This is a genomic window from Vreelandella zhaodongensis (genome assembly GCF_013415115.1).
GTDB classification, from domain to species: Bacteria; Pseudomonadota; Gammaproteobacteria; order Pseudomonadales; family Halomonadaceae; genus Vreelandella; species Vreelandella zhaodongensis.
This window is the reverse complement of sequence record NZ_JACCDD010000002.1, coordinates 433211-457250: the sequence shown is the minus strand read 5'-3', so window position 1 is coordinate 457250 and position 24040 is coordinate 433211. Positions and strand designations below refer to the sequence as shown.

Annotated in this window: 23 protein-coding genes; 3 read left to right on the top strand and 20 right to left on the bottom strand. The window is 54.5% G+C overall.

Annotated features, from left to right (window positions below; genetic code table 11):
- Window positions 1-122: 122 nt before the first annotated feature.
- The 7 genes from HZS79_RS05405 to phnD form a co-directional block, all read right to left on the bottom strand.
- Window positions 123-2243: a methyl-accepting chemotaxis protein gene (locus tag HZS79_RS05405; RefSeq protein ID WP_179927263.1), complete on the bottom strand. Its 2121-nt coding sequence runs from the start codon at window positions 2241-2243 to the stop codon at window positions 123-125.
- A 10-nt stretch (window positions 2244-2253) separates the two neighbouring features.
- Window positions 2254-4125 carry a methyl-accepting chemotaxis protein gene (locus tag HZS79_RS05400; protein ID WP_162216863.1) on the bottom strand — a complete coding sequence of 624 codons (1872 nt, stop codon included), beginning with the start codon at window positions 4123-4125 and terminating at the stop codon, window positions 2254-2256.
- 90 nt (window positions 4126-4215) lie between these two features.
- On the bottom strand, window positions 4216-4647 hold the full coding sequence (locus tag HZS79_RS05395) for a host attachment protein (RefSeq protein WP_162217187.1): 432 nt from the start codon (window positions 4645-4647) through the stop codon (window positions 4216-4218).
- 78 nt (window positions 4648-4725) lie between these two features.
- Window positions 4726-5535, bottom strand: coding sequence for a phosphonate ABC transporter, permease protein PhnE (phnE, locus tag HZS79_RS05390; RefSeq protein WP_162216864.1), 810 nt, complete (start codon window positions 5533-5535; stop codon window positions 4726-4728).
- Window positions 5529-6341: a phosphonate ABC transporter, permease protein PhnE gene (gene phnE, locus HZS79_RS05385; RefSeq protein WP_162216865.1), complete on the bottom strand. Its 813-nt coding sequence runs from the start codon at window positions 6339-6341 to the stop codon at window positions 5529-5531. The genes phnE (HZS79_RS05390) and phnE (HZS79_RS05385) overlap by 7 nt, the downstream gene beginning before the upstream one ends.
- Window positions 6328-7134 (bottom strand): phosphonate ABC transporter ATP-binding protein, encoded by an 807-nt coding sequence (gene phnC / locus HZS79_RS05380; protein WP_162216866.1) that lies wholly within the window; start codon window positions 7132-7134, stop codon window positions 6328-6330. Before phnC ends, phnE (HZS79_RS05385) begins: the two co-directional genes overlap by 14 nt.
- Before the next feature lie 57 nt (window positions 7135-7191).
- The gene (gene phnD / locus HZS79_RS05375; RefSeq protein WP_162216867.1) at window positions 7192-8181 is read right to left on the bottom strand and encodes a phosphate/phosphite/phosphonate ABC transporter substrate-binding protein; all 990 of its coding nucleotides are present in this window, start codon (window positions 8179-8181) and stop codon (window positions 7192-7194) included.
- 152 nt (window positions 8182-8333) lie between these two features.
- Between phnD and HZS79_RS05370 the strand changes: the two genes are divergently transcribed.
- On the top strand, window positions 8334-8927 hold the full coding sequence (locus HZS79_RS05370; protein ID WP_179927262.1) for a histidine phosphatase family protein: 594 nt from the start codon (window positions 8334-8336) through the stop codon (window positions 8925-8927).
- Here HZS79_RS05370 and HZS79_RS05365 read toward each other — a convergent pair.
- The 8 genes from HZS79_RS05365 to hemE all read right to left on the bottom strand — a co-directional run bounded on the left by HZS79_RS05365 (window position 8924) and on the right by hemE (window position 16963).
- Entirely contained in the window at window positions 8924-9319 is a 396-nt protein-coding gene (locus HZS79_RS05365) for a RidA family protein (protein WP_162216869.1), read from the bottom strand. The genes HZS79_RS05370 and HZS79_RS05365 overlap by 4 nt on opposite strands.
- Window positions 9320-9421: 102 nt before the next feature.
- Window positions 9422-10150, bottom strand: coding sequence for an amino acid ABC transporter ATP-binding protein (locus tag HZS79_RS05360; RefSeq protein WP_162217188.1), 729 nt, complete (start codon window positions 10148-10150; stop codon window positions 9422-9424).
- An 82-nt stretch (window positions 10151-10232) separates the two neighbouring features.
- The gene (locus tag HZS79_RS05355) at window positions 10233-11333 is read right to left on the bottom strand and encodes an amino acid ABC transporter permease (RefSeq protein ID WP_162216870.1); all 1101 of its coding nucleotides are present in this window, start codon (window positions 11331-11333) and stop codon (window positions 10233-10235) included.
- Window positions 11334-11353: 20 nt separating this feature from the next.
- Window positions 11354-12544, bottom strand: a complete 1191-nt coding sequence (locus tag HZS79_RS05350) for an amino acid ABC transporter permease (RefSeq protein WP_162216871.1) — start codon at window positions 12542-12544, stop codon at window positions 11354-11356.
- A 90-nt stretch (window positions 12545-12634) separates the two neighbouring features.
- On the bottom strand, window positions 12635-13660 hold the full coding sequence (locus HZS79_RS05345) for an amino acid ABC transporter substrate-binding protein (RefSeq protein WP_162216872.1): 1026 nt from the start codon (window positions 13658-13660) through the stop codon (window positions 12635-12637).
- A 226-nt stretch (window positions 13661-13886) separates the two neighbouring features.
- Window positions 13887-14897 (bottom strand): amino acid ABC transporter substrate-binding protein, encoded by a 1011-nt coding sequence (locus HZS79_RS05340; protein WP_162216873.1) that lies wholly within the window; start codon window positions 14895-14897, stop codon window positions 13887-13889.
- A gap of 93 nt (window positions 14898-14990) precedes the next feature.
- On the bottom strand, window positions 14991-15851 hold the full coding sequence (gene speE / locus HZS79_RS05335) for a polyamine aminopropyltransferase (protein WP_162216874.1): 861 nt from the start codon (window positions 15849-15851) through the stop codon (window positions 14991-14993).
- A complete protein-coding gene (hemE, locus tag HZS79_RS05330; RefSeq protein ID WP_162216875.1) occupies window positions 15851-16963 on the bottom strand; it encodes a uroporphyrinogen decarboxylase in 1113 nt (370 codons plus the stop codon). Before hemE ends, speE begins: the two co-directional genes overlap by 1 nt.
- A gap of 221 nt (window positions 16964-17184) precedes the next feature.
- Between hemE and ribA the strand changes: the two genes are divergently transcribed.
- Window positions 17185-17820, top strand: coding sequence for a GTP cyclohydrolase II (gene ribA, locus HZS79_RS05325; RefSeq protein WP_162216876.1), 636 nt, complete (start codon window positions 17185-17187; stop codon window positions 17818-17820).
- Between the two features lie 24 nt (window positions 17821-17844).
- On the opposite strand, the gene HZS79_RS05320 is transcribed toward ribA, so the two are convergent.
- The 5 genes from HZS79_RS05320 to HZS79_RS05300 form a co-directional block, all read right to left on the bottom strand.
- The gene (locus HZS79_RS05320) at window positions 17845-18468 is read right to left on the bottom strand and encodes a glutathione S-transferase family protein (RefSeq protein ID WP_179927261.1); all 624 of its coding nucleotides are present in this window, start codon (window positions 18466-18468) and stop codon (window positions 17845-17847) included.
- Window positions 18469-18562: 94 nt separating this feature from the next.
- The gene (gene djlA / locus HZS79_RS05315; RefSeq protein WP_179927260.1) at window positions 18563-19324 is read right to left on the bottom strand and encodes a co-chaperone DjlA; all 762 of its coding nucleotides are present in this window, start codon (window positions 19322-19324) and stop codon (window positions 18563-18565) included.
- A 28-nt stretch (window positions 19325-19352) separates the two neighbouring features.
- Window positions 19353-21278, bottom strand: a complete 1926-nt coding sequence (gene dxs / locus HZS79_RS05310; RefSeq protein WP_179927259.1) for a 1-deoxy-D-xylulose-5-phosphate synthase — start codon at window positions 21276-21278, stop codon at window positions 19353-19355.
- A 31-nt stretch (window positions 21279-21309) separates the two neighbouring features.
- The gene (ispA, locus tag HZS79_RS05305) at window positions 21310-22206 is read right to left on the bottom strand and encodes a (2E,6E)-farnesyl diphosphate synthase (protein WP_162216880.1); all 897 of its coding nucleotides are present in this window, start codon (window positions 22204-22206) and stop codon (window positions 21310-21312) included.
- Window positions 22200-22502 (bottom strand): exodeoxyribonuclease VII small subunit, encoded by a 303-nt coding sequence (locus tag HZS79_RS05300; protein ID WP_162216881.1) that lies wholly within the window; start codon window positions 22500-22502, stop codon window positions 22200-22202. The genes ispA and HZS79_RS05300 overlap by 7 nt, the downstream gene beginning before the upstream one ends.
- 283 nt (window positions 22503-22785) lie before the next feature.
- Between HZS79_RS05300 and serA the strand changes: the two genes are divergently transcribed.
- Window positions 22786-24030 (top strand): phosphoglycerate dehydrogenase, encoded by a 1245-nt coding sequence (serA, locus tag HZS79_RS05295; RefSeq protein ID WP_162216882.1) that lies wholly within the window; start codon window positions 22786-22788, stop codon window positions 24028-24030.
- The last annotated feature ends 10 nt before the right edge of the window (window positions 24031-24040 follow it).

Here is a 24040-nt window from a genome sequence, read left to right as displayed (position 1 = left end):
AATGGAGACATCACAGCGGGAGCCTCAACATAAGGCCTGGGCAGGGTAATGACCGCCGGAGCCAAGCGTAGCGATAATATTTCGCTACTGTCGACGCCCTGGCGGCCTGATTTTATAGCAGTTTAGTGCTGTGACAGCGCTGGCGCTGGCAGTGTGTGCTGGTGGCTCTGGGTGTGGCGGCTGTCATGTGCTTCAAGCGTGAAGCCACCCACCAGTGCATCGAGCCGATCCGCCTGATCTTTTAGCTGTTCGGCAGCGGTGGTGGACTCCTGCACCAGAGCAGCGTTTTGCTGAGTCATCTGGTCTAGGTCGGTGACGGCAATGCTTACCTGACTGATACCGTCGTTTTGCTCTCTCGCCGCCGTGCTGATATCGCCAAGCATTTGGGTGACTCGCGTCACGCTTTGAGCCAGCTCATGCATGGCTGCTTCGGCATCACGCACCATTTGGGTGCCGCTTTCTACCTTGCCCGCCGAAGCATCGATGCGTTGGCGAATATCTTTGGCGGCGTCGCTGCTGCGCGAGGCGAGTTTACGTACCTCATCAGCCACAACAGCAAAACCACGGCCATGCTCTCCAGCACGGGCAGCTTCTACGGAAGCGTTTAGCGCGAGCAGATTAGTTTGGAAAGCGATGCCATCAATGACACTGACAATGCTCTGAATTTCATCAGAGTTGGTGCGAATATCCGTCATCGTGGCGACCACCTGCTCAAACGCACTATCAGTACGGGACGCTAGCTCTGACGCCGTTTGGGAAAGCCCACTGGCTTCCTGAGAGGCGTGGGTGGTGTGACCAACGGTACTGCTGATCTCTTCCATGGCAGAAGAGGTCTCTTGCAGGCTGGAAGCGGCCTGTTCGGTACGCCGCGATAGATCGTGCCCTCCTTGGGTAATCTCATTGGCCGCATGGTTGACTGCTTCGCTGCTGCGACGTACATCCAGCAAAATGGCTTGGATTTTTTCAGCGAAGGCATTGAATTGTTCTGCCACGGCTGCGCTTTCATCGCGTCCATGAACCGGCAAACGTTGGGTAAGGTCGCCATGCCCTGTCGCGATCTCTTCCATACGGTTAGCCAGGCGCTTAAGAGGACGTGCGATTCGTCCACCAATCCACCACAGTGCGCCGACACCAATGGCTGCCAGTAGCAGACCCACCAGTGACATGCCTAGCGTGTTTTGCTGGCGCTGCTCGCTGAGTACGTCTTGCAAAGCGTTCAGTTCGGCCAGTGCCACTGACTCAGGGAGCTGTAGTACCAAGACCCAAGGCTGGTCTGTATTGCCAAGGGTGATGGGCTGATAGCGCTGAAGCATACCGTCGGCCATGCTGCTATGGAGGCTGCCCTGTGACACTGCCTGTTTAATACCTGCCAATAGCGTGTCGCTTAGCGAATCGCTAGCGGGTGATCCTAGGGCTTCTTCGCTAGCGGTATCGGCTACCAAGCCGCCACGCCCGGCTACCAGTGTCATTCGTCCCGCACCATCATAAAGCGTCTGGTTAGCATCGCTTAATAAGGTTTGGATAAAGTTAAGCGCCAAATCAATCCCTGCCACCCCACGAAATTCACCATCTACCAAGATGGGGGCATTGAACGAGGTGACTAGCTGGGTCTCGCCGCCGAAATCATAAGCCGCGGGGTCGATAATACAGGGAGCCAAGGTTTCACGCGGGCACAGATAGTACTCACCTTCGCGCACGCCGCTGGCAAGGGGAGTTTCGCTCTCCATGTCCTCACCTAGCGGTAGTATCGCCAGCTCGCCATCATCAGTACGGTACCACCAGGGCATAAATCGGCCGCTACCGTCATGGCCGTAGCGTTCGTCACCCGCGTAGCGAGCGTCACTGCCAAAAGCGTTGGGCTCCCAGCCAATATAGGCATCCAATAGTTCAGGATTATCGGCGACGGTTTGGCGTACGAGGTTTGATAGCTGTCGACGGCTTAAGTACAGCGCGCGTTGGCCTTCTGCATCTTCCATGCCCATTAACGCATTGGTCGTGGCGAGTTGGCTGGCCAGCGTCATCGCTTTGTCCAGCTCGCGTTGAATGCGTTGGCCTTCCGCTTCGGCAATGGCGTTTAAGCGGGCATCCAGCGCGCTTTCCATAAGCTCACTGGTGTGCTCATCCACGGTTTGTTGGGTGTGAGCGGCGGCGATCAGGTTATACATCACCATGGCGGCCACAATGGCTAACAGGCAAGGGCCTGCTAGTGCCACGACAAAAGAGCGTAACGAGCGAAAATGCATAGTGTAATCCCTAGGCGGTATGGCGACGTTGGCTGTTAGGTGCTTGATAGGGCACTTGCAAAGCAGTCGGAGCGGTGTGGGACAGTTTAAAACTGCTGATAGTCCCCGCGAGATGCTCCGCTTGTTCTTTCAGCTGTTCGGCGGCGGTGGTGGACTCTTCAACCATCGCAGCGTTTTCCTGAGTCATGCGGTCAAGCTCGGCAACGGCAATATTGACTTGATTAATGCCGTCGCTCTGCTCGCTGGTGGCTGCATTAATTTCCTCAAGTACATCGGTAACACGAGTTATATGGGCGACAATATCCTGCATCGTCGCCCCCGCATTTTGTACCAGAGAGGTGCCGTTGTTGACTTTGGATTGCGAATCCTCGATCAGCTGTTGAATATCGTTGGCGGCTTCGCTACTGCGTCCCGCCAATTTGCGAACTTCGTCGGCAACCACGGCAAAGCCGCGACCATGCTCGCCTGCCCGAGCCGCTTCCACTGAGGCATTGAGTGCCAGCAGATTGGTTTGGAAGGCAATGCTGTTCATTAGCGTGACAATTTCACCAATTTTATTAGAGGCTTGGGAAATGTCTTCCATTGTCGTGACGACATTCGAGACGACCTGGCCGCCTTCCTTCGCGACGTTTGAAGCTGCATGGGAAAGCTGGTTAGCTTCTTGGGCGGACGCTGCCGTGTGCTGAACGGTGCTGGTGATTTGCTCAACCGACGCAGATGTTTGTTGCAGGCTGGAGGCGGCGTTATCGGTGCGGCGTGATAAATCCTGACCGCCCATGGCAATTTCGTTGGCTGCATGATGAACGGCTTCACTGCTCGTGCGGACGTCAATCAACACGGCTTCCATTTTGCCGACAAAACGGTTGAACGCACTGGCAATTTGGGTCACTTCGTCGTTGCCTTCTTCCGGCAGACGTTGGGTTAAATCTCCTTCTCCCGAGGCAATGTTATCCATCGCATTACGCACGCCAAGCAGGCGGCGAAGCATCAAGGACAACAGCACACCAAATATAACGGCGGTAATGGCCGCGACAATCAGCAGGGTGATAATCGAGGTAGTCGCAATGGCGCGTAGGCCAGCAGTGGCTTCGTGTTCATCAAGCGCCACCACCAACTGCCAACCACTGTTGCCACCCACGCGGCTGCCCATAAGCAGCTTATCGCTGTTTTGCAGCTCAAGCGCTTGGGGCTCATCGGCTTGGATAATCTGAGCTAAGTTGTCGTTGGTCAGGTCTCTGCTCAACACCGAAGAGGGCTCAAGCGTTAGCGCGGCGTCAGGGTGTGCAACCAGGGTGCCATCTTCGGTTGTCAGAAAGCCAAAGCTGGAAGGCGTTGGGGAAATATTAGCAACAATATCAATAACATCACCGATCGTAATGTCAGCCCCAATAACAGCGACAAGCTGCCCATTGCGGTAGAACGGGCGTGCAAAGGTAACAATCAACCCACCTGATTGGGCGTCGATATAAGGTGGCGTGATAATGGTGTCCTGGGCCTTGGCCGCGTCCTGATACCAGGGGCGTTGGCGAGGGTCGTAATCACTGGGTGGCTGCCAGTTATCAGAAAAAACAGCGTCAGAGGTAGATGGGTAGGCGATATAGGCGGTCATGAAACTACCGGAATCAGCCAACTGACGCAGTGCGGCAAGCGGGTCACTACTGTTTACGGCATCCTCCATGCTGGCCAGCATCGTGTAGCGGACGTTAAACCATTCATTGATCGCCTGAGTGTTACCGTTAACGACGGCACTGAGGTTGCGGCTTACCTGTTGGCTATTGTGATGTTTGACGGTGGTATAGCTGGCAATGCCATTAATGATGAGGGCTAAAATAATGGCCGTGAGGGCAGCTAATAGAATGCGGGCTCGCAGGGAGGAAAACATGGTCGCTCTCTAATTCGTCAAGGGGTCAGACGACTATCGGCGAGAGCGACCACTTCTTTAGTAGAAAAGCCTCGGCAATGCTAAATGTTGTTAGCGCAGGTCGCTAACCGCGTTTTGAATATCGCTCACTGACGCTTTGCTGAGGTCTTTCGATAAGGTGTGAATGACCAGCTTTTGAGTGGCGTTATCTAACTTATTGCGCAGTAAACCAAGAAATTTGGGTGGCGCCACCATGATCAGCTTTTCCATGCTGTTGCCGACGCGGGCACTGTATAGGCGCTGAGCCACCTCTTTGGCGAATAGCTCATTTTCATGCTTAGATGCAGCGCCCTCCTCACCAGACGAGCGCGATGATGTTGACGTTGATTCATGGACATCGGCACCGCGGCTGTCGGTGATCAAGTCGCCTTCATGCAGCCTTCCTGCCGCGTGGACAAGGCTTTCATGCTCGGCGAGATTCAACGCATCACGGGTGAAAATACGTGCGCGGGCGGCATCAGCTACCACAATATAGGTGGTCATCGTCATACGTCCTCCTTGCCGTTAGTAGTCACTTAACCATGGCAAGCGTTTGGCGTTTGGTCAAACGCTTGCGACAGGTTATAGCACCTTGCTACGGAGTAAGCTGGTAATTGCCTCGCCAATCAGTACCAAGACGATAATCGCCATTAGAATGGTGGCGACGGTTGGCCAGGCAAAAGTATCGATAGCACCTTGGAGAATTACGCCGATACCCCCAGCGCCTACCAATCCCAATACCGTGGATTCGCGAATGTTGATGTCCCAGCGCAAAATGACGATAGCAAAAAAGGCGGGCATCACCTGGGGCACGATGGCGTAGGCAACCACTTTTGCCTTGGAAGCACCGGTAGCTTCCATCGCTTCCACTGGTCGGCGGTCGATTTCCTCAATCGCCTCACCCATTAACTTGCCGATAAAGCCAATTGAGCGAAACACAATTGCTAAAATCCCAGCCAGTACGCCTGGACCAAAAATAGCCACGAACAGTAGTGCCCAGATAATCGTATTGACCGAACGGCTCGACACCAAAATAAAGCGTCCCAGCCACAGGCAAGCACGGTTAGGCGTGGTATTTTGAGCAGCGATATAGGACACAGGCAGCGCTAAAAAGATCGTTAGAAAGGTTGCCAAGGTAGCAATATGCACTGTTTCCAGCAGCGCGTTGAGAATGTTGTTAAGCCCTGCTGGGCTAGGCGGCCACATGCGGGCACCTAAATTGGAAATTTGGTTGGGGGCATCCCAAACCCACGGCCAAAAGATATCGATATCGCGAACTGCCCAAACGACCAACATGAGCGTTGCGAGCAGAACGCCGTAGCGAATCAGCCGTGTTTTGCGGTTATAACGCTGCCAAATCCGGTCGGCAAGTTGCTGTGCGTGATCTACCATATTTTTTTCCTCACCCAGCCGCTAATGCCTTCACTAAGCAAAATAACCGCGATAATGATCAGTAAAATGGCAAAGGCGAAGTCGTAGTCGTAGCGCCCAAAGGCATTCATTAGCGTGCCGCCAATACCACCAGCGCCGACAATGCCGACCACCGCAGAGGCGCGCAGGTTACTATCGAGTTGGTACATGGAAAGGCCTACTTGACGCGGCAGGATTTGCGGAAAAACCGCATAAAACAGCGTCGCTAAGTAGCCAGCCCCTGTTGCTCGCATTGCTTCAACCTGCCCCCAGTCGATCTCCTCAATCTCTTCGGCGAGTAGCTTGCCGACAAAGCCAATGGAGTAAAGGGTAAGCGTTAGAATGCCTGCTAGCGGCCCAAAACCGACTGCTGCCACGAATAAAATAGCCACAATCACTGGGTGGAAGCTGCGCGAGATAATAATCACCGAACGGCCAATTAAGTAGATCGGCAGGGGGGCAATATTACGTGCGGCCATCACCGCAAAAGGAATTGAGAGCAATACACCTAAGAGCGTTGCCAGGATGGCGATTTGGAAGCTCTCTTTAAACCCGGTGAGCAGTAGGCCGAAGCGCTCAAAGCTGGGAGGAAAACCACCACTAAAGATGCGCGCTGCCCGTGGGAGGCCTTCGGAGATACGCGCCCAGTTAAACGGCAGCGAGCCGAACGCCCATACCAGATAAACCACCGCCACAATGAAAATCCCGTAGCGGAGCAAAGGGTTGGCGATAAAAGGTGGTTTTTTCCAAGTGCGAGGCACACTGGGTTGGGGGTCAGGCGGAGTCATGGCGTGCTACCTCCGCTGAGCTTTGTGGCTGTTCGGAAACCGTTTCATCCGGTGCTTCAATACCGCCATAAATGGCATCTAGCGCGTCTTTATTGAAGTCGGCGGGCAGGCCATCGAAAATCATCTTACCGTGGCGCAAGCCTACAACGCGTTCGGTATAGGTTTTGGCTTGTGCCACATTGTGAATGTTAATGAGCACCGGCAGCGAAAGCTCACTGGCAAGGCTCTGTAGCAGCATCATGATTTGTTCGGAGGTACGCGGGTCTAGTGACGCAGTTGGTTCATCGGCCAGCAGTACTTCAGGCTCTTGCATTAACGCCCGTACCACGCCTACCCGCTGGCGCTCGCCGCCGGACAGCTCATCGGCGCGCTTATTCGCGTAATGGGCAATGCCAACGCGCTCCATTAGGCTAAAGGCGCGCTCAATATCGGCTTGCGGGTAGCGACGCGTGATTGCTTGGTAGAGGTTGACGTAGCCAAGCCGCCCGGCCAATACGTTTTCCATCACGGTGAGACGGTCAAGTAAGTTAAAGCCCTGGAAGACCATGCCAATTTTGCGTCGAGCGCGACGCAGTTCGGCACCTTTCAGGTTAACCAGCTCCGTGCCGTTGAGTTTGATCGAGCCTGAAGTAGGTTCCACCAAGCGGTTGATACAGCGCAGCATCGTGCTTTTACCAGCCCCCGATGCACCTACGATCGAAACAACGCTATTGCCCTCTACCTTGAGATCAAGGCCTTCAAGCACAGGCTTACTTTGGCCATAACGTTTGACCAAGTTACTAATTTCCAGCATGGGTTCGCTTCCATCAATAGACGAAGGGACGCGCCGCGAGCAGCGGCGCGGCACGCATTACTCTAAGTTTTCACGCGTATAGCGAACGTCATTGGCGGCTTGGATGGTGCGAATCACCTGCCAGTTATCTTTGTAGTTAATGGGGATGAATTTCTCGACCCCCTCAAACTCATTGCCAAGCTCGGTGCCGACAAAATCGAAGGTAAAGAACGCCTCTTCGATTTTCTCAACCAAGTCTGGATGCAGGTTATGGGCATAATTATAAGAGGTCGTCGGGAAGCGATCGGATTCATAAATCAGCCTGACATCTTCCTCATCGTAGAGACCGCGTGCGGCCATGCGTTCGACAACTTCAGAGGCAACCGGCGCTGCATCGTAGTCTCGCGCTACGACACCCAACATGGACTGGTCGTGGCTACCCGAGTAAACCACGTCATAATCCTCGTCGGGGGTAATACCAAGCTCTGGCAATAAAGCACGAGGCGCTAGATTACCGGAGTTGGACGTTGGTGAGGTGTGGGCAACGCGTTTGCCTTTGAGGTCTTCTAAGCTTTCGATGTCTGAATCGACATGAGTGAACAGCTGTAGCGTATAGCCGAACTGGCCATCATCCGACCCCATTAGAGCGAAGGGCACCGCGCCTGCCAGGTTAACGGCAAATGGCGTTGGGCCGGTTGAGAAGCCTGCAATATGTAGCCGACCGCTGCGCATGGCTTCGACCTGTGCCGCGTTAGATTGAACAGCAAAGAAGCGCACATCGCGCTCGGTGACTTCAGATAAGTGGTCTATAAAGGGCTGCCAAATATCCGAATAAATGGCAGGATCTTCGACTGGTGTATAAGCAAAAATAAGCGTGTTTGGATTTGCCCACTCTGACTCATCACTTGGCCGATCAGCGACCATGTCACCATTTTCATCGCAGTAAAGGGTATCAAGGTCACCGCGTTCGCATTCCGCGAGGGCAGGAGGAGAGAGCAGTACGAAGGGGAGTAGTGATGCAGCCGTGAGCATAGCAAGCGGGCGCTTGCGGAAGCGTGATGTTTGCATAGTTAGCCTCGCGTTATTTTTGTGTTGTGCTGTCCACTATCGAGTAGGGGACTTTCTTTTGCTTAGCGTGCGTTTCGTAAGTGGACATTTGTAGCACTAGATGTTTATTTTTCGAAAATTAACTTTTTCAATTTAGGATTTGTTACAAAGCGATGTCAAACACTTTCATAACTTCCTCCTACCATTGGCGAAACCGCTATCTCTTGATGCGCCATGGCCATAGCCAAGCGAACGAACAAGGGCTCATTATTAGTTCGCCTGAATGGGGCGTGCCCAGCTTTGGGCTTTCTGAGCAGGGCGAGCAGCAGCTGGCCGAGTTGGTGGCGCGCTGGCAGGGGCTAGCGCCTACTCGGGTGGTGCACTCGGATTTTTTGCGGACAACACAAACCGCTGAAAGAGTTGCCAGTGCCTTTGGCTTAACGTTGGAGAAAGACGAACGCCTGCGAGAGCGTTATTTTGGCGCATTAGATGGCCAAGCGGATCGCCATTATCCCGATGTATGGGCGTTAGATGCTCAGGATGCTGACCATCAACAGCATCAGGTGGAGGCGGTAAGCCATGTCTCCAAGCGTATGTGCGCAGTGATTGAGGAGTTGGAGCGCCGCTGTGAAGGCGAGACGGTGCTAGTGGTGAGCCATGGCGACCCATTACAAATACTGCTCACAGCGCTTGCCAACAAACCGCTGACGCAGCACCGCGAGCAACCTGCCCTGCAGCCTGCCAGTATTACTCTGTTAGGGAGTTAGTCGGTTTCTTGCGCGGGTGGAATCCAGGCAATCATATCCACCTCTACGTCGGCACCACCGGCAAGGCCGGTGACGCCAATACAGGTTCGGGTAGGCAGTGGCTGCTTGAAGTAGCTGGCGTAGACGCTATTAACCTCGTCAAAATGACCCATATTGGTAATAAATACCCGTGACTGAACCACGTATTCAAAGCAACTGCCGACTTCTTCCAACACGATAGCTAAGTTTTGCATCACCCGGTGGGTTTGTTCGGTAAACGTGCCCAGTAGCATTTCATTGGTTTCCGGCACGGTGGGCATCTGGCCGGTAATAAACACCAAATCGCCCACTCGGCAGGCGTGGGAAAAGGGAGCAATCGGCTGTGGGGCGCGGTCAATAAATAGCTTTTCCATCTTAAACGGTCTCTCTTGGGTCGATGAGTCGGTGTCGCTAGCTATACACTAAAGACAAAAATGGGCCTTCAAAGAGGCCCACTGTCTTACCAAGAGCTGTACTTAGTGCCCCAGAATCTGGCTTAAGAATAGCTGGGTACGCTCTGATTGCGGGTTATTGAAGAACGGCTCGGGGGCGTTTTCTTCAATGATTTGCCCTTGATCCATGAAGATCACACGGTCAGCGACGGTTTTGGCAAAGCCCATCTCGTGGGTAACGCAGAGCATGGTCATGCCTTCTTTCGCCAGCTCGACCATGACGTCCAGCACTTCCTTGATCATTTCCGGGTCAAGCGCGGACGTGGGTTCATCGAACAGCATCACATCGGGGTGCATACACAGCGAGCGGGCAATAGCCACCCGCTGCTGTTGGCCGCCCGAGAGCTGGCCTGGGTACTTCTTGGCCTGCTCGGCGATGCGCACCCGTTCGAGGTAGCGCATGGCCTGCTCTTCGGCTTCTTTGCGAGATTTTTTCTGCACCCACATCGGCGCGATACAGCAGTTTTCCAGCACCGTTAAGTGGGGGAAGAGGTTGAAGTGCTGGAACACCATGCCTACGCTACGGCGGATCTGTTCGATACGTTTGACATCTTGGGTGAGCGGTATACCACCTACCACGATATCGCCCTGCTGGTGCTCTTCCAGGTGGTTAATGCAACGAATCAAGGTTGATTTGCCCGAGCCAGATGGCCCGCAAATGACGATACGTTCGCCACGCCTGACTTCCAGGTCGATATCGCGCAACACGTGGAAATCGCCGTACCATTTGTTCACGCCGCGCATTTCAACCATCAGGTCAGAAGTACTGGTGTCAGAGATGTTGGTGGCTGTTGTCATGTCTTTTTCCTGCTAAAAATCGTTAATAAAAGCGGCGTTAGCGCTTGTGGCCGGTGTGCAGCTTGCGTTCTAAGTACTGGCTATAGCGCGACATGCTGAAACAGAAGACCCAGAACATGAAGGCTGCAAAGACATAACCTTCCAACGAGAAGCCCAGCCAGCGTGAGTCGGACAATGCCGCTTGTACGATCCCCAATAGGTCAAATAGACCGATGATCATTACTAGCGTGGTGTCTTTAAACAACGAGATAAAGGTATTAACGATGCCGGGAATCATCATCTTCAGTGCTTGGGGGAGCACGATAAGCCCCATGCGCTTCCAGTAGGTCATCCCTAGCGCAGCGGCGGCCTCTTCCTGACCTTTAGGGATAGCCTGTAAGCCACCGCGAATAACCTCTGCCATATAGGCGCTTTGGAATAGCGTTAGACCGATCAGTGCCCGCACCAGGCGGTCGACGCTCATTTCGGACGGTAGGAACAGTGGCAGCATTACCGAGGCCATAAAGAGGACGGTAATCAGCGGTACACCGCGCCAGAACTCAATGAATACCACGCAGAAGCTTTTGACAATTGGCATATTGGAGCGTCGCCCCAGAGCCAGCACAATACCGATTGGCAGCGCACCTACCATGCCCACGGTTGCCAGTAGCAGCGTCAGCATCAAACCACCCCAACGGTGTGTTGATACGCGAGGTAGGTCGAAATAACCGCCGTGTAGCAGTACATAAGCAATGACGGGGAATCCCACCAAGGCAAACACGGCCACCCAGCGCTTGAAAGGCAGACGAGGAATGGCCAACCAAGCAATTAGCGTAAAGAACCCCGCGAATACAATATTGGCACGCCAGATCTCCGAGCGTGGATATAGGCCATAGATAAACTGAGTAAAGCGGGCATTGATAAATACCCAGCAGGCCCCTTCACGAGAGCAGTCGTCACGGGTGCTGCCCACCCAGTCAGCGTTGATAAACGCCCACTGCACGGTGGGAACAACGAGCAAATACAGAATGTAAAGGCCAATCAACGTAAAGAGAGTATTGACCGGCCCGTTGAACAGGTTGGTGCGCAGCCACGCAACAGGCCCAACAGCGCTGCTGGGGGCTGGCCGCTCTTTAATGATTGTTTGATTATGAATCATGTAACGTTCCTCACCGTGGCCTAGCGTTCAACCAGCGCCACACGGGCGTTGAACCAGTTCATAAACATGGATACCAGCAAACTGATAGTCAGATAGACGGCCATGGTCATGGCAATGACCTCAATGGCTTGGCCTGTCTGATTCAGCGTGGTGCCTGCAAAGACCGAGACAAGGTCTGGGTAGCCAATGGCGGTTGCCAACGACGAGTTTTTGATCAAGTTTAGATATTGGCTGGTCAGCGGGGGGATGATGACTCGCAGTGCCTGAGGAATCACTACCAAGCGCAGTACCAGGTTACGAGGGAGGCTAAGCGCTTGGGCGGCTTCCGTTTGTCCATGGGAGATGGCTTGAATCCCAGAGCGAACAATTTCGGCGATAAACGAAGCAGTATAAATCGATAGAGCAAGCCAAAGCGCTAGGAACTCTGGAATTATCGTGATACCACCACGGAAGTTAAATCCTCGAAGCTCTGGTATGTCCCAGGTAATGGGGACGCCGGTAGCGACGAGCACTAACAGTGGCAAGCCAAAAATTAGCGCAAACGAGATCCAGTAAGCGGGCAGGCGTTTGCCAGTGGCTTCATGGCGTCGCTTGTTCCAGATCACCAGCGCAATACTGGCAATGATGGCTAGGATAAACGTCGCAGGAATCAAGCCAAAGCCTGATTCAAACAGTGGCTCAGGCAGATAAAGCCCGCGTACGTTGAGGAAGATAACTTCACCAAATGCCAGGCTATCGCGGGCACTCGGTAGCGTACGCAGCACGGCGTAATACCAGAAGAAAATTTGCAGCAACAGTGGGATATTACGAAACGTTTCGATATAGGCATTGGCTAAACGTGCCAGCAGCCAGTTCGGTGACAGGCGGGCAATGCCAACAATAAAGCCGATGATAGTAGCGGCTAGAACCCCTAAGCCACCCACCAACAGCGTATTCAGTAAGCCAACCAGGAAAGTACGGCCATAAGTGCTCTGGGACGAGTAGTCGATCAGACTCTGTACAATCCCAAAGCCAGCGGTGTTGCTCAAGAAACCAAATCCAGTGGTGATACCGCGGGCGGATAAGTTGTCTTGAACATTACCGACAATATAGAGCAGGAAAGCTGCTACAGCAGCCACGAGGAGTAGCTGGAAAATGAGCGCTCGTTTGGCGCGATCTCGCCAAAACGGCGGCTTGTGGCCAGCGGGGCGAGTGTTAGGTCTTACGGACATGGGAGGCGTCTCCGCGATACGGACGATCAATCAAATGGCCCGCCAAGGCCCCTGAAATGAAGGGCGGCGGGCCGGGGTCAAACGAGACGCTTAGCGAATCGGTGGTGCGTACTGAAAGCCACCTTGATTCCATAGGGCGTTTACGCCGCGCTCAATTTCAAGCGGAGAGTCCATGCCTACGTTGCGCTCAAAGCTTTCGCCGTAGTTACCCACTTGGCTAAGAATGTTGTAAGCCCAGTCAGCTTCTAAGCCCATGCCTTCGCCGTAGTTGCCATCCTGACCAAGCAGGCGAGCAATATCCGGGTTCTCAGATTCCAGCATTTCTTCGGCGTTTTCACTGGTAACGCCGTACTCTTCACCGTTCAACATGGCGAAGAGCGACCACTTCACAATGTTAAACCACTGGTCGTCACCTTGGCGGACAACGGGGCCAAGCGGCTCTTTCGAGATAACATCAGGTAGGATCATGGCACCAGACGGATCGTCTAGCTGAATACGCAGTGCGGCGAGCTGGGAGGTGTCGGAAGTGAGAACGTCACAACGGCCAGCCTGGAAGCCACCCACGGTTTGTTCAGAAGTGTCGAATACGATGGGATCAAACTCCATGCCATTCGCACGGAAGTAGTCGGCCAAGTTCAGCTCGGTGGTGGTGCCAGACTGGATGCAGATGGCCGCGCCATCTAGCTCAGAGGCGCTGGAAATACCCAGGTCAGTCGACACCATAAAGCCTTGGCCGTCATAGAAGTTAACGCCAGTAAAGTTTAGGCCCAGGGTGGTATCGCGGGTGGTCGTCCAGGTGGTGTTGCGCGACAGTACGTCCACTTCACCAGACTGCAGGGCAGTGAAGCGCTCTACAGCGTTCAGGGAAATGTAGTTCACCGCGTCTGCATCGCCCAGAACGGCAGCCGCAACGGCGCGGCATACGTCAACATCGAGGCCCTGCCAATTACCATCGTCGTCTGGCGCGGAAAAACCTGGCAAGCCATCGCTGACACCACACTGTACAGCACCACGTGAGAGGGTATCCGACAGCGTACTAGCTTGAGCAGTCGCAACGCCAGCAATTGTGATGGCACCAGCGGAGGCCAGCAGTACCAAGTGTTTTTTATTTAGCATTGTAGTTCCCCTTCCTATATTTAATGTCGTTATGCATGCAGATGCATGACACTAAAAGCTAGCAAGGAAGATGCCAGAAAGGATATGTCTGCATATTCAGCGCTTTTCAACGCAAAATGAGCGACTTATACGAAAGAATGGGTGCAAAAAAGAACATTAGCGGCTACCGGATGCCCTGTTTTGGTGCGTAGCCGCTAAGTTCGCCGCTTGTTTCACTTATCTAGCGTTAGCGAATTGGTGGTGCGTACTGAATACCGCCATCACTCCATAGGGCGTTTAAGCCTCGGGCAATGTTGAAATCAGAGTCTGCACCGACGTTTCGGTCGTAGATGTCGGCATAGTTGCCCACCTGTTTGACAATTTGATACGCCCAGTCAACGTTGACGCCCATCGCTTCGCCAAAATGGCCGTCTTGTCCGAGTAGACGCATGACATCAGGATTTTCAGAACTAAGTTGTTCGTCAACGTTAGCTTGGGTGATGCCCAGCTCTTCCGCATTGAGCATGGCAAACAGCGACCACTTCACAAGATTGAACCACTGGTCGTCACCCTGACGAACGGCGGGCCCAAGCGGCTCTTTGGAAATGATTTCGGGCAACACCAGCGCCATACTGGGGTCTGCCAGTTGCATGCGCTGAGCGTACAACTGAGACGCATCGGAACTTAAAACATCGCAGCGACCTGCTTCAAAGCCAGCGATGGACTGTTCGGGAGCGTCGAACACCACAGGATCATAGGTCATCCCGTTGATGCGGAAGTAGTCTGAAAGGTTGAGCTCGCTGGTGGTGCCTGACTGGGTGCATACCGCTGCGCCATCGAGCTCTTTGGCGCTTTGTACGCCTAGATCACTGGCCACCATAAAGGCTTGGCCATCGTAATAGCTGACGCCGGTAAAGTTCATTCCCATCGTCGTGTCACGGCTTGAGGTCCAGGTCGTGGTGCGCGATAGAACATCAACTTCGCCAGACTGTAAAGCGGTGAAACGCTCTACCGAGTCGAGTGGTACGAAATCCACTTTTGTCGCGTCGCCAAGCGCCGCAGCGGCAATGGCACGGCATACATCGGTGTCCAGGCCTCGGTATTGGTCGTCGTCATCTAATGACGAAAAGCCTGGCTGGGCAGCGTTAACGCCACAGCGCACGCTATCGCGCTCTTTAACGGTTTCCAGCGTGCTGGCCATCGCTACCGTCGGTACCAATATACCGATTCCTACTCCCAACCAACGAACGGTTTTCATTTGTTATTCCTTAACGTGAAAGGGCAAGTAAACGTAAGCACATAAAAAAGGCCGAGCAATGCTCGGCCTTGTTGGCTATACGCAGTCGCAGGTTTATGCGAAGGCTTTACGCATAAAAGGCGGCAGCGATAGCGCACCACGGTGAGCATCACCTGTGTAGTACTGTAGCGGCATTTCGTGCTCAGCGGCAGCCTGTTCGCGGAAGCTTTCAACGCTGGTCGCTTTACCGGCCAGCGTGACACTCCACCAGCCAGACGGATACACCGGCTGTGGGAAGGGCAGTGTGGCCACGCTATCAAAGCCCGCTTCACGCATGTCGTTGCGCAACTCGCGAATAATAGAGCCGCTGTGGTACAGCGGTGATTCGCTCTGCTGAACCATCACGCCGCCACTTTTTAGAATACGGTGACAGCGCTTCAGAAAGTCGGTTTTAAACAGACCTTCGGCAGGGCCGACGGGGTCGGTAGAGTCGATGATCAGCACATCGATGCTCTCATCAGCAGCATCGTCTACCCACTTCACACCATCGGCAAACAACAGCTCGGCACGTGGGTCACCGTTGGCTTCTACTAGCGCCGGGAAGAAACGCTCGGCGGCTTTGGTGACTTCTTCATCGATATCGATTTGGGTCACTTTTTCAACGCCAGGGTGGCGCAGCACTTCTTTTAGGGTGCCGCAGTCACCGCCACCAATAATCACTACCCGCTTGGGGTCTTGGTGGGTGAACAGCGCTGGGTGAGCAATCATTTCGTGATAGAGAAAGTTGTCGCGATCAGTCAGCATCACGCAGCCATCTAGCACCATCAGGTTGCCGAAGGTTTCCGTGTTATACACTTCCAGGTGCTGATAGGGGCTTTGTACATCCAGCAACTTTTCGGTGACTTTCAGCGAGAAAGCGCTGCCGTGGCTATCAAATACTTCGGTAAACCACTGGTCGTCGCGTAAATCGCTCATTAGTTGGCTCCTGGGCGCGTGGCGTTCGTTTGAGTAGGAATGCCTTGATGATACTGCGGGCTTAAATCGTGCAACGCCTCCATAAAGGCGGTGACGTTATCAGGGTTGGTAAACTGGCTAATGCCGTGCCCAAGGTTGAATACATGACCAGGGCCGTGGCCGTAGCTTTCCAGCACGCGGGCAACTTCCGCGCGAATGGCAGAAGGCCGGGCGAACAGTACGTTGGGGTCGAGGTTGCCCTGCAATGCCACTTTATGGCCTACCCGTGCGCGGGCATCGGAAAGCTCGGTAGACCAGTCGATTCCCAACGCGTCGGCACCGGCGCAGGCGATATGTTCCAGCCATTGGCCGCCATTCTTGGTAAACAGAATGACCGGCACGTGGCGGCCATCGTGCTCACGAATCAGGCCGGAGACAATTTGCTCCATGTAGCGCAGCGAGAATTCCAGGTAGGCGGGGGTGGAGAGTGCGCCGCCCCAGGTATCAAAAATCTGTACCGCCTGAGCGCCTGCGCGAATTTGCGCGTTCAGGTAGTCAGTGACCGACTGTGCCAGGGTATCCAGCAACTGGTGCATGGTGTCTGGCGTATCGTAAAGCATGGTTTTCAGGTGGCGGAAGTCCTTGCTTGAGCCGCCTTCCACCATGTAGGTAGCCAGCGTCCAGGGGCTGCCCGAAAAGCCAATCAATGGCATGCGACCGTTCAATTCACGACGAATGGTCGATACCGCGCGCATCACATAATCGAGATCGCGCTCGGCGTTGGGCACCGTTAACGCCGCAACCTCTTCCGGGGTGCGCACCGTTTTTCTGAATTTCGGGCCTTCGCCAGTTTCGAAATAGAGCCCCAAGCCCATGGCGTCGGGAATCGTCAGAATATCCGAAAACAGGATGGCGGCGTCGAGCGGGTAGCGCTCAAGGGGCTGCAGGGTGACTTCACAGGCCAGGTCATGGTTGCGGCATAGATCCATGAAGCTGCCAGCATCGGCGCGGCTGGCGCGATATTCTGGCAGGTAGCGACCCGCTTGGCGCATCATCCACACCGGAGTGCGGTCAACGGGCTGGCGAGCCAGCGCGCGAAGAAAACGATCATTTTGCAAAGGTGTGGTGGTCATAAACACTTGCTCTTGAGAAATTTGCCCGCATTGTAAGGGAGTCATTGTACTTGAAGATAGGAATTGTACGTAAAGATAGGGGGGCGTAGAGGCTCCCTTGGTGGGGGAAATCGTCGCACCCTGCTCATACCGTGAGGCCGCCGCCGCTTCCTGGTAAACTAACTGCTTATTTTGCCAACACCGGTGTGGTTAGCTGGTTTGGTTAATCAACGAGGTAACCTGTGACCATTCGCTTCATTGCCGCTTCCCGGCTGCCCACTCCTTGGGCCACATTCACCATGCACGGTTTCGAAGACGAAGCCACGGGTAAAGACCATATCGCCTTAACGCTAGGTGATGTGAGCGGCGGCGAGCCCGTATTGGGACGCGTGCACTCAGAGTGCCTAACCGGCGATGCACTGTTCTCAATGCGCTGTGACTGTGGTTATCAGCTGCAAGAAGCGCTAAAGCGTATTGCTGAAGAGGGGCGTGGCGTACTGCTTTACCTACGCCAGGAAGGGCGTGGTATTGGGCTGCTGAATAAAATCCGCGCTTATCATCTGCAAGACCAAGGTGCCGATACGGTCGAGGCGAACGAACAGCTCGGCTTTGGTGCCGACATGCGCCGCTATGACCTGTGTGTGCCGATGCTCAACCACCTGGGTATCACGGCATTAAAACTGATGACCAATAACCCGCGCAAGGTGGATGCCTTGACCCGCGATGGGGTGAATGTGGCAGAGCGCCTGCCGATCACCACGGGGTTGAACCCACACAACGAACACTACCTCTCAACCAAAGCTGGCAAGCTGGGGCACATGATGGCCTTAGACGATTTCAAGCATGCCAGCGACGTCGATATTGAGCGTAAGGAGTAATCTCCAAGGCCATCACAAGCAGCGTTAACCCTTAGTGGCTGCCTGCTCTTTCTCTGCCGCGCGCGCCAGTGCTGGGCGACCCGCATGTCGTTTGCTGTAGGCAACCAGGGATTCAGGTAAGCGGTGCTTCATACTGGCCGCCCACATCAGGGTGTGGGTAAAGAAGATATCTGCCAGGGTGAAGGTATCGCCGACCAACGTTTCCTGACCATGGTAGCGACGTTCCAGCGCTTGCAGCGCGCGTTGAAATTCCCACGCAGCGGTAGGCAGAATGGTCGGTACACGCCGTTCTTGAGGGAGTGCAAATTTATGCTTGGCCTGTAGCCAAAGCGGTTGCTCGATTTCGGTGACGATAAAGCTTAGCCACTGGTCGACTTGCGCTCGTTCAGCGGCACTTTCTGGAAGAAGGCTGCCATCACCGTATTGCTCGGCTAGATAACGGCAGATAGGTGCCGATTCAAACAGCGTTAGCTCGCCATCTTCAATAACCGGCACCTTGCCATCTGGATGACGGGCTAGGTGTTCAGCGGTTTGTCCCTCGCCTTTATCCAGCGCTACATGCTGGCAGCGGTATTCCAGACCAAGCTCTTCAAGTGTCCAGGCAACCCGCACCGAACGAGAATTAGGAAAGCTATAGTGCGTGATCATTCATCGGCTCCATGGCAGTGTAGATAAGCTTTTTATAAACGAGCTTTTATAGTTAAGCATCTACTGTAGCGAGTGCCTGGATGGCTGTCACGCGCTACTGGTCCCGTGCGCTGCGGATGCGCTCGTAGGCGTTGCCAATTTCGCTGGTGCGCGCTTGAGCCACTTCGCGCATGCTATCGGGTAGCCCCTTGCCAGCCAGTTTATCTGGATGGTTTTGGCTCATCAGACGGCGATACGCCTTTTTAATGTCGGCGTCGCTGGCCTCTTCACTGACCCCTAGTACTTGATAAGCATCTTTAAGGGCCTCTGCACTGGACCCTTGTGAATTCGCGGCGGCACCGTGAAGCATGGCTTCTATCTGTTGAACTTCCGCTTCACTACAGCCTACGCCGCGGGCCACGCGCAGAATCATCTCGTGCTCTGCTGGGTGAAGCACGCCGTCGGCCGCGATAGCGGTTAACTGAACCTGTAAAAATACTTGGCGTAATATCGGCTGGCGCTGGGTCAGGCGGTTAACGGCAGCCAACTCTGCATCCAGATTGAAATCGTCGGCGCGTCCACGCTCAAAGGCGGCCCGTGCTCTGGCACGCTGCTCGCCTTGCAGGTGCATTTGGTCGAACAGTTTTTCGGCCAAGCTCAGTTCGCCATCGGTGACCTTGCCGTCGGCTTGGCACAGGCAGCCCATCACCGAAAAAATCGATTCCAAAAAGCCTTCTTGGATGCGCATTCGGGCGATGTTTAAGCGACGTTTAATACGCCGCCCCAACCACCAGCCCAAAACGCCCCCCGCTAGCAAGCCCCAGGAGCCGCCAATGGCTAGGCCAATCAGGGCAAACAGAATAATCAGAAATAGCATGGCACTCTCAACGGTCTAAAAGTAAAAATTACGGAAGGCGGGCACGAATGGCGCGCTCTATACCGTCGGCATCCAGCCCGCAGTCGCGTAGCAGTTCGGCGGGGGTGCCATGCTCAACAAAGGTGTCAGGCAGGCCTAAATTAAGCACTTCGATTTGTACGCCTTCCGCGTGGAGCAGCTCGTTCACAGCGCTACCTGCGCCACCGGCGATAACATTCTCTTCCAGGGTAACCAGCAGCTCATGCTCATCAGCAGCGTGGAGGACGGTCTCTCGGTCCAACGGCTTGATAGAGCGCATATTGATGTGCGTTGCGTTAAGTTTTTCGGCCACTTCAGCAGCGGCGCTGTTAACGCTACCAAACGCCAGCAAGGCAATGCGCATGTCTTCGCTGGTGCTCTCACGTCGCACGTCTGCTTGGCCAATGGGCAGTGCGTCTAAGTGCGCTGGAATGTCTGCGCCAGGACCGGTGCCGCGTGGGTAGCGAACGGCAGCAGGGCCTGGGTGATGGTAGGCGGCGCTTAGCATGGCGCGGCACTCTGCTTCATCAGCAGGGGCTAAAATCACCATGCCTGGGATGCAGCGTAAAAATGACAAATCCATGCTGCCGTGGTGGGTTGGGCCGTCTTCACCCACTAGGCCTGCGCGGTCAATCGCAAACGTGACGTCTAAATTCTGGACAGCCACATCGTGAATAAGCTGGTCGTAGCCGCGCTGTAAGAACGTGGAGTAAATCGCCACGACAGGCTTCATGCCTTCACAGGCCATACCAGCGGCAAGGGTCACCGAATGCTGCTCGGCAATGGCGACATCGAAATAGCGCTCTGGATATTCCTGGGAAAAGCGAATTAAATCTGAACCTTCACCCATGGCAGGGGTGATACCCATCAGTCGTGAATCGCTGGCGGCCATATCGCACAGCCAATCGCCAAACACGTTGCAGTACTTTTTCTTGGCCGCCACCTTAGGCGCTGCCGATGGTTTCACCAACGGCGCATTGGCAGTGGCGTTAGGCTTTTCTAGCTTGGTAATGGCGTGATAGCCAATCTGGTCGGCCTCTGCGGGCAGAAAGCCTTTGCCCTTGACCGTTTTGATATGTAGAAACTGTGGGCCGTCCTGGTCGCGCAGATTGCGCAGGGTTTCAGTCAGCGCTTCCAGGTCGTGGCCATCAATGGGGCCGATATAGTGGAAACCCATTTCTTCAAACAGCGTGGCAGGGCTCACCATGCCTTTCATATGCTCTTCGGTGCGTTTGGCAAGTTCGAGCGCGCCGGGTAAATGAGAGAGCACTTTTTTGCCCTCTTCACGCATCTTAAGGAAGGGCTTGCTGGATAGCACGCGAGCGAGATAGGTGGCGATGCCGCCAACGTTCTCGGAGATCGACATTTCATTGTCGTTCAGTACCACCAGCATATTGGCGTTCACGTGGCCTGCATGAGCCAGTGCTTCAAACGCCATGCCCGCGGTGAGTGCACCATCGCCAATAATGGCACATACCCGGCGCGGGTCATTTTGGGCGTTGGCAGCCAACGCCATGCCCAGGGCGGCCGATATTGACGTACTGGAGTGGCCCACCCCGAAGGTGTCGTATTCGGATTCTTCGCGACGCGGGAAGGCGGCCAAGCCGCCGTATTGGCGAATGCTGAGCATCGCATCACGTCGTCCGGTCAAGATCTTATGCGGGTAGGCCTGATGGCCCACGTCCCATACTAAGCGATCTTTGGGCGTATGGAAGACATGGTGCAGCGCGACGCTAAGCTCGACCACACCCAGGCCTGCGCCGAAGTGGCCGCCCGTCATGCCAACGCTATACAGCAAGTAGGCACGCAGCTCATCAGCCAGCTGGGCAAGCTGTTTAGCATTCATGGCCCGCAGCGCAGCGGGATGATCAAAAGAGTCGAGCAGCGGCGTCGCTGGCCGCTCGCGGGGAATCTCGTCGAACAGCTTCATAGGCATGTTTTCATGGGTATGTTATTAAAGGCATCGTTTAGTGGTCGCGCTCGATCATGTAGCGGGCAAGGTCGGCCAGCGGTGCGGCCTGCTCGCCAAGTGGGGCGAGAGCGGCAATGGCCTCTTCAATCAGCGTATTTGCCTTGCGCTGTGCGCCGGACAGACCCAGTAAACTGGGATAGGTCGGTTTAAAACGTGCTGCATCAGCGCCGGATATTTTACCCAGCGTGGCGGTATCGCCTGTCACATCAAGGATATCGTCATGAATCTGGAAGGCTAGACCAATGGCCTGGGCGTAGCGAATCAAAGCGGTTAGCCGGGGGTCGTCCTCATTGACAGCGGTCAATCCCCCTAAACGTACGGCAGCCACAATCAGTGCGCCGGTTTTGTGGGTGTGCATATGGGCCAAGGCGTCTACGTCCGGATGACCTCCCACGGCGGCCAGGTCTAGTGATTGGCCTGCGACCATACCATCTCGACCAGAGGCAACGGCCAACGTAGTGACCATACTACCAAGCCGTGGGTGGGGATTACTGGCCAAGACTTCAAAGGCCAACGCCTGTAAAGCATCACCCGCCAGAATCGCAGTGGCCTCGTCAAACGCCTTATGTACCGTAGGCTGCCCGCGCCGTAGGTCGTCGTCGTCCATGGCAGGCAGGTCATCATGAATCAATGAGTACGCATGAATCAGCTCAATCGCTGCTGCGGGGGCGTCTAACGCATCTTCCCGCGCACCTAGCGCTTTACCGGCAAGATACACCAGTAATGGACGCAGACGTTTACCCCCTACCAGAAGGCCATGATGCATAGCGGCTTCAAGGCGCGGTGCAATAGCAGGGCGGGTATCAAACAATGCAGTGAGGGTGGCTTCCACTCGGGCATTGCTTATTTGGCGCAGCGTAGCAAGCTGAGAGGCGTTAGCAGTCGTTACCATGGCGGCGTTTCCTCGTTGTCGCTGTCGTTGCTGTTGTCGAGGGCGTTTGCCATACCTGAACTGCTCGCAAACGAGGTGACCTCCAACTGGCCGTCTTGATCCTCGCTTAAGGCACGTACTTTCAGCTCAGCACTATCAAGGCGTTGCTGGGCATCGCGGGTCAGCTGCACGCCCTGCTCAAAAGCCGCCAGTGCATTTTCCAATGAGAGTTCGCCGGACTCAAGGCGTTCCACAATGGTTTCAAGCTGTGAAACCGTTGTCGCGAAATCTTGTACAGGTGAAATGTTGTCGCTCATTGGGTAATGCCTACCGTTTTGCTGGTGCCCAGACGCTACTATAAGGGCGGCGAGTGTGGCTACAGTCGTGTTATCAAAGATAAACGCACAGTATACACCGAGGCGAGGGGGTGACGTCTGCCCTCAAGCAGGGTCAATTCTTCGACTTGCGCCGCGTTCATCTTGTAAACGCACACTTTTCATCATCTCAAGACGCCGAGAACGGCATGTGCTGTGCTACCATATTGGCCTTCCGTGAACCGATACACGGCGCATGCCGCCGACCATAGAGGTTGATTCAGCCATGGCCAAAACGTCCCTGGACAAGAGCAAGATCAAGATCCTGCTGCTCGAGGGCGTCCACCAAAGTGCGGTGGACAATTTTCATAACGCAGGTTACGAGAACATCGAGCACCTGCCGACATCGCTAGATGAAGCGTCGCTGATTGAAAAAATCCGCGATGTCCACTTCATCGGCATTCGCTCGCGTACGCAATTGACTGAGCGCGTATTTGAGGCGGCAGAGAAGCTGGTGGGCGTTGGCTGTTTCTGTATCGGAACGAACCAAGTTGATTTAACGGCAGCTCTTAAGCGCGGCATTGCGGTGTTTAACGCGCCGTACTCTAATACCCGCTCTGTGGCGGAGCTCGTGCTGGCAGAAGCTATTATGCTGCTACGTGGCATTCCAGAGAAAAATGCTCGCGCCCACCAAGGCGGCTGGCTGAAATCAGCGAAAAATTCCCACGAAGCGCGGGGCAAAACCCTGGGTATCGTTGGTTACGGCAGCATTGGTGCGCAGCTCTCGGTATTGGCCGAATCGCTAGGCTTCAACGTCATTTACTATGATGTGATCACTAAGCTAGGGATGGGGAACGCGAACCAGGTCGCGAGCCTTGAGCAGCTGTTGCAGCGCTCAGACGTAGTCAGCTTACATGTTCCTGACCTGCCCTCTACGCGTTGGATGATTGGCGAGAAAGAGATTGCGGCCATGAAACAGGGCGCCATCCTGATTAACGCCGCTCGCGGTAGTGTTGTTGAGATTGAGCCGTTAGCGGCAGCGATTAAAGCTGGCCAGCTGAATGGCGCTGCGATCGATGTTTTCCCCGTCGAGCCTAAAGGTAATGATGAAGAGTTCCAGAGCCCGCTACGTGGCCTGGAAAATGTGATTTTAACGCCGCATATCGGTGGCTCTACCCTGGAAGCCCAGGAGAATATCGGTATTGAAGTGGCAGAAAAGCTCATTACCTACTCCGATAATGGCACGACCATCACGTCGGTCAACTTCCCCGAAGTGGCGCTCCCTTCACACCCAGACAAGCATCGCTTGCTGCATATTCATGACAACGTGCCCGGCGTGCTATCGGAAATCAACCGCGTATTGTCTGAAAACGGTATCAACATTTCAGGCCAGTACCTGCAAACCAATGATAAAGTTGGCTATGTGGTGATTGATGTCGATAAAGCCTATGGCCCCCAGGCGTTAGAAGCGTTGAAGAAAGTTGAGCACACACTGAAAATTCGCGTGCTTTACTCGGCGCACAACAGCTAGACAATACTGT

Bases quoted from the DNA above. Each gene is read 5' to 3' on its own strand.
- HZS79_RS05405 (WP_179927263.1), bottom strand. From the start codon at position 2,243: ATGCATTTTCGCTCGTTACGCTCTTTTGTCGTGGCACTAGCAGGCCCT.
- HZS79_RS05400 (WP_162216863.1), bottom strand. From the start codon at position 4,125: ATGTTTTCCTCCCTGCGAGCCCGCATTCTATTAGCTGCCCTCACGGCC.
- HZS79_RS05395 (WP_162217187.1), bottom strand. From the start codon at position 4,647: ATGACCACCTATATTGTGGTAGCTGATGCCGCCCGCGCACGTATTTTC.
- phnE (WP_162216864.1), bottom strand. From the start codon at position 5,535: ATGGTAGATCACGCACAGCAACTTGCCGACCGGATTTGGCAGCGTTAT.
- phnE (WP_162216865.1), bottom strand. From the start codon at position 6,341: ATGACTCCGCCTGACCCCCAACCCAGTGTGCCTCGCACTTGGAAAAAA.
- phnC (WP_162216866.1), bottom strand. From the start codon at position 7,134: ATGCTGGAAATTAGTAACTTGGTCAAACGTTATGGCCAAAGTAAGCCT.
- phnD (WP_162216867.1), bottom strand. From the start codon at position 8,181: ATGCAAACATCACGCTTCCGCAAGCGCCCGCTTGCTATGCTCACGGCT.
- HZS79_RS05370 (WP_179927262.1), top strand. From the start codon at position 8,334: ATGTCAAACACTTTCATAACTTCCTCCTACCATTGGCGAAACCGCTAT.
- HZS79_RS05365 (WP_162216869.1), bottom strand. From the start codon at position 9,319: ATGGAAAAGCTATTTATTGACCGCGCCCCACAGCCGATTGCTCCCTTT.
- HZS79_RS05360 (WP_162217188.1), bottom strand. From the start codon at position 10,150: ATGGTTGAAATGCGCGGCGTGAACAAATGGTACGGCGATTTCCACGTG.
- HZS79_RS05355 (WP_162216870.1), bottom strand. From the start codon at position 11,333: ATGATTCATAATCAAACAATCATTAAAGAGCGGCCAGCCCCCAGCAGC.
- HZS79_RS05350 (WP_162216871.1), bottom strand. From the start codon at position 12,544: ATGTCCGTAAGACCTAACACTCGCCCCGCTGGCCACAAGCCGCCGTTT.
- HZS79_RS05345 (WP_162216872.1), bottom strand. From the start codon at position 13,660: ATGCTAAATAAAAAACACTTGGTACTGCTGGCCTCCGCTGGTGCCATC.
- HZS79_RS05340 (WP_162216873.1), bottom strand. From the start codon at position 14,897: ATGAAAACCGTTCGTTGGTTGGGAGTAGGAATCGGTATATTGGTACCG.
- speE (WP_162216874.1), bottom strand. From the start codon at position 15,851: ATGAGCGATTTACGCGACGACCAGTGGTTTACCGAAGTATTTGATAGC.
- hemE (WP_162216875.1), bottom strand. From the start codon at position 16,963: ATGACCACCACACCTTTGCAAAATGATCGTTTTCTTCGCGCGCTGGCT.
- HZS79_RS05320 (WP_179927261.1), bottom strand. From the start codon at position 18,468: ATGATCACGCACTATAGCTTTCCTAATTCTCGTTCGGTGCGGGTTGCC.
- djlA (WP_179927260.1), bottom strand. From the start codon at position 19,324: ATGCTATTTCTGATTATTCTGTTTGCCCTGATTGGCCTAGCCATTGGC.
- dxs (WP_179927259.1), bottom strand. From the start codon at position 21,278: ATGCCTATGAAGCTGTTCGACGAGATTCCCCGCGAGCGGCCAGCGACG.
- ispA (WP_162216880.1), bottom strand. From the start codon at position 22,206: ATGGTAACGACTGCTAACGCCTCTCAGCTTGCTACGCTGCGCCAAATA.
- HZS79_RS05300 (WP_162216881.1), bottom strand. From the start codon at position 22,502: ATGAGCGACAACATTTCACCTGTACAAGATTTCGCGACAACGGTTTCA.
- serA (WP_162216882.1), top strand. From the start codon at position 22,786: ATGGCCAAAACGTCCCTGGACAAGAGCAAGATCAAGATCCTGCTGCTC.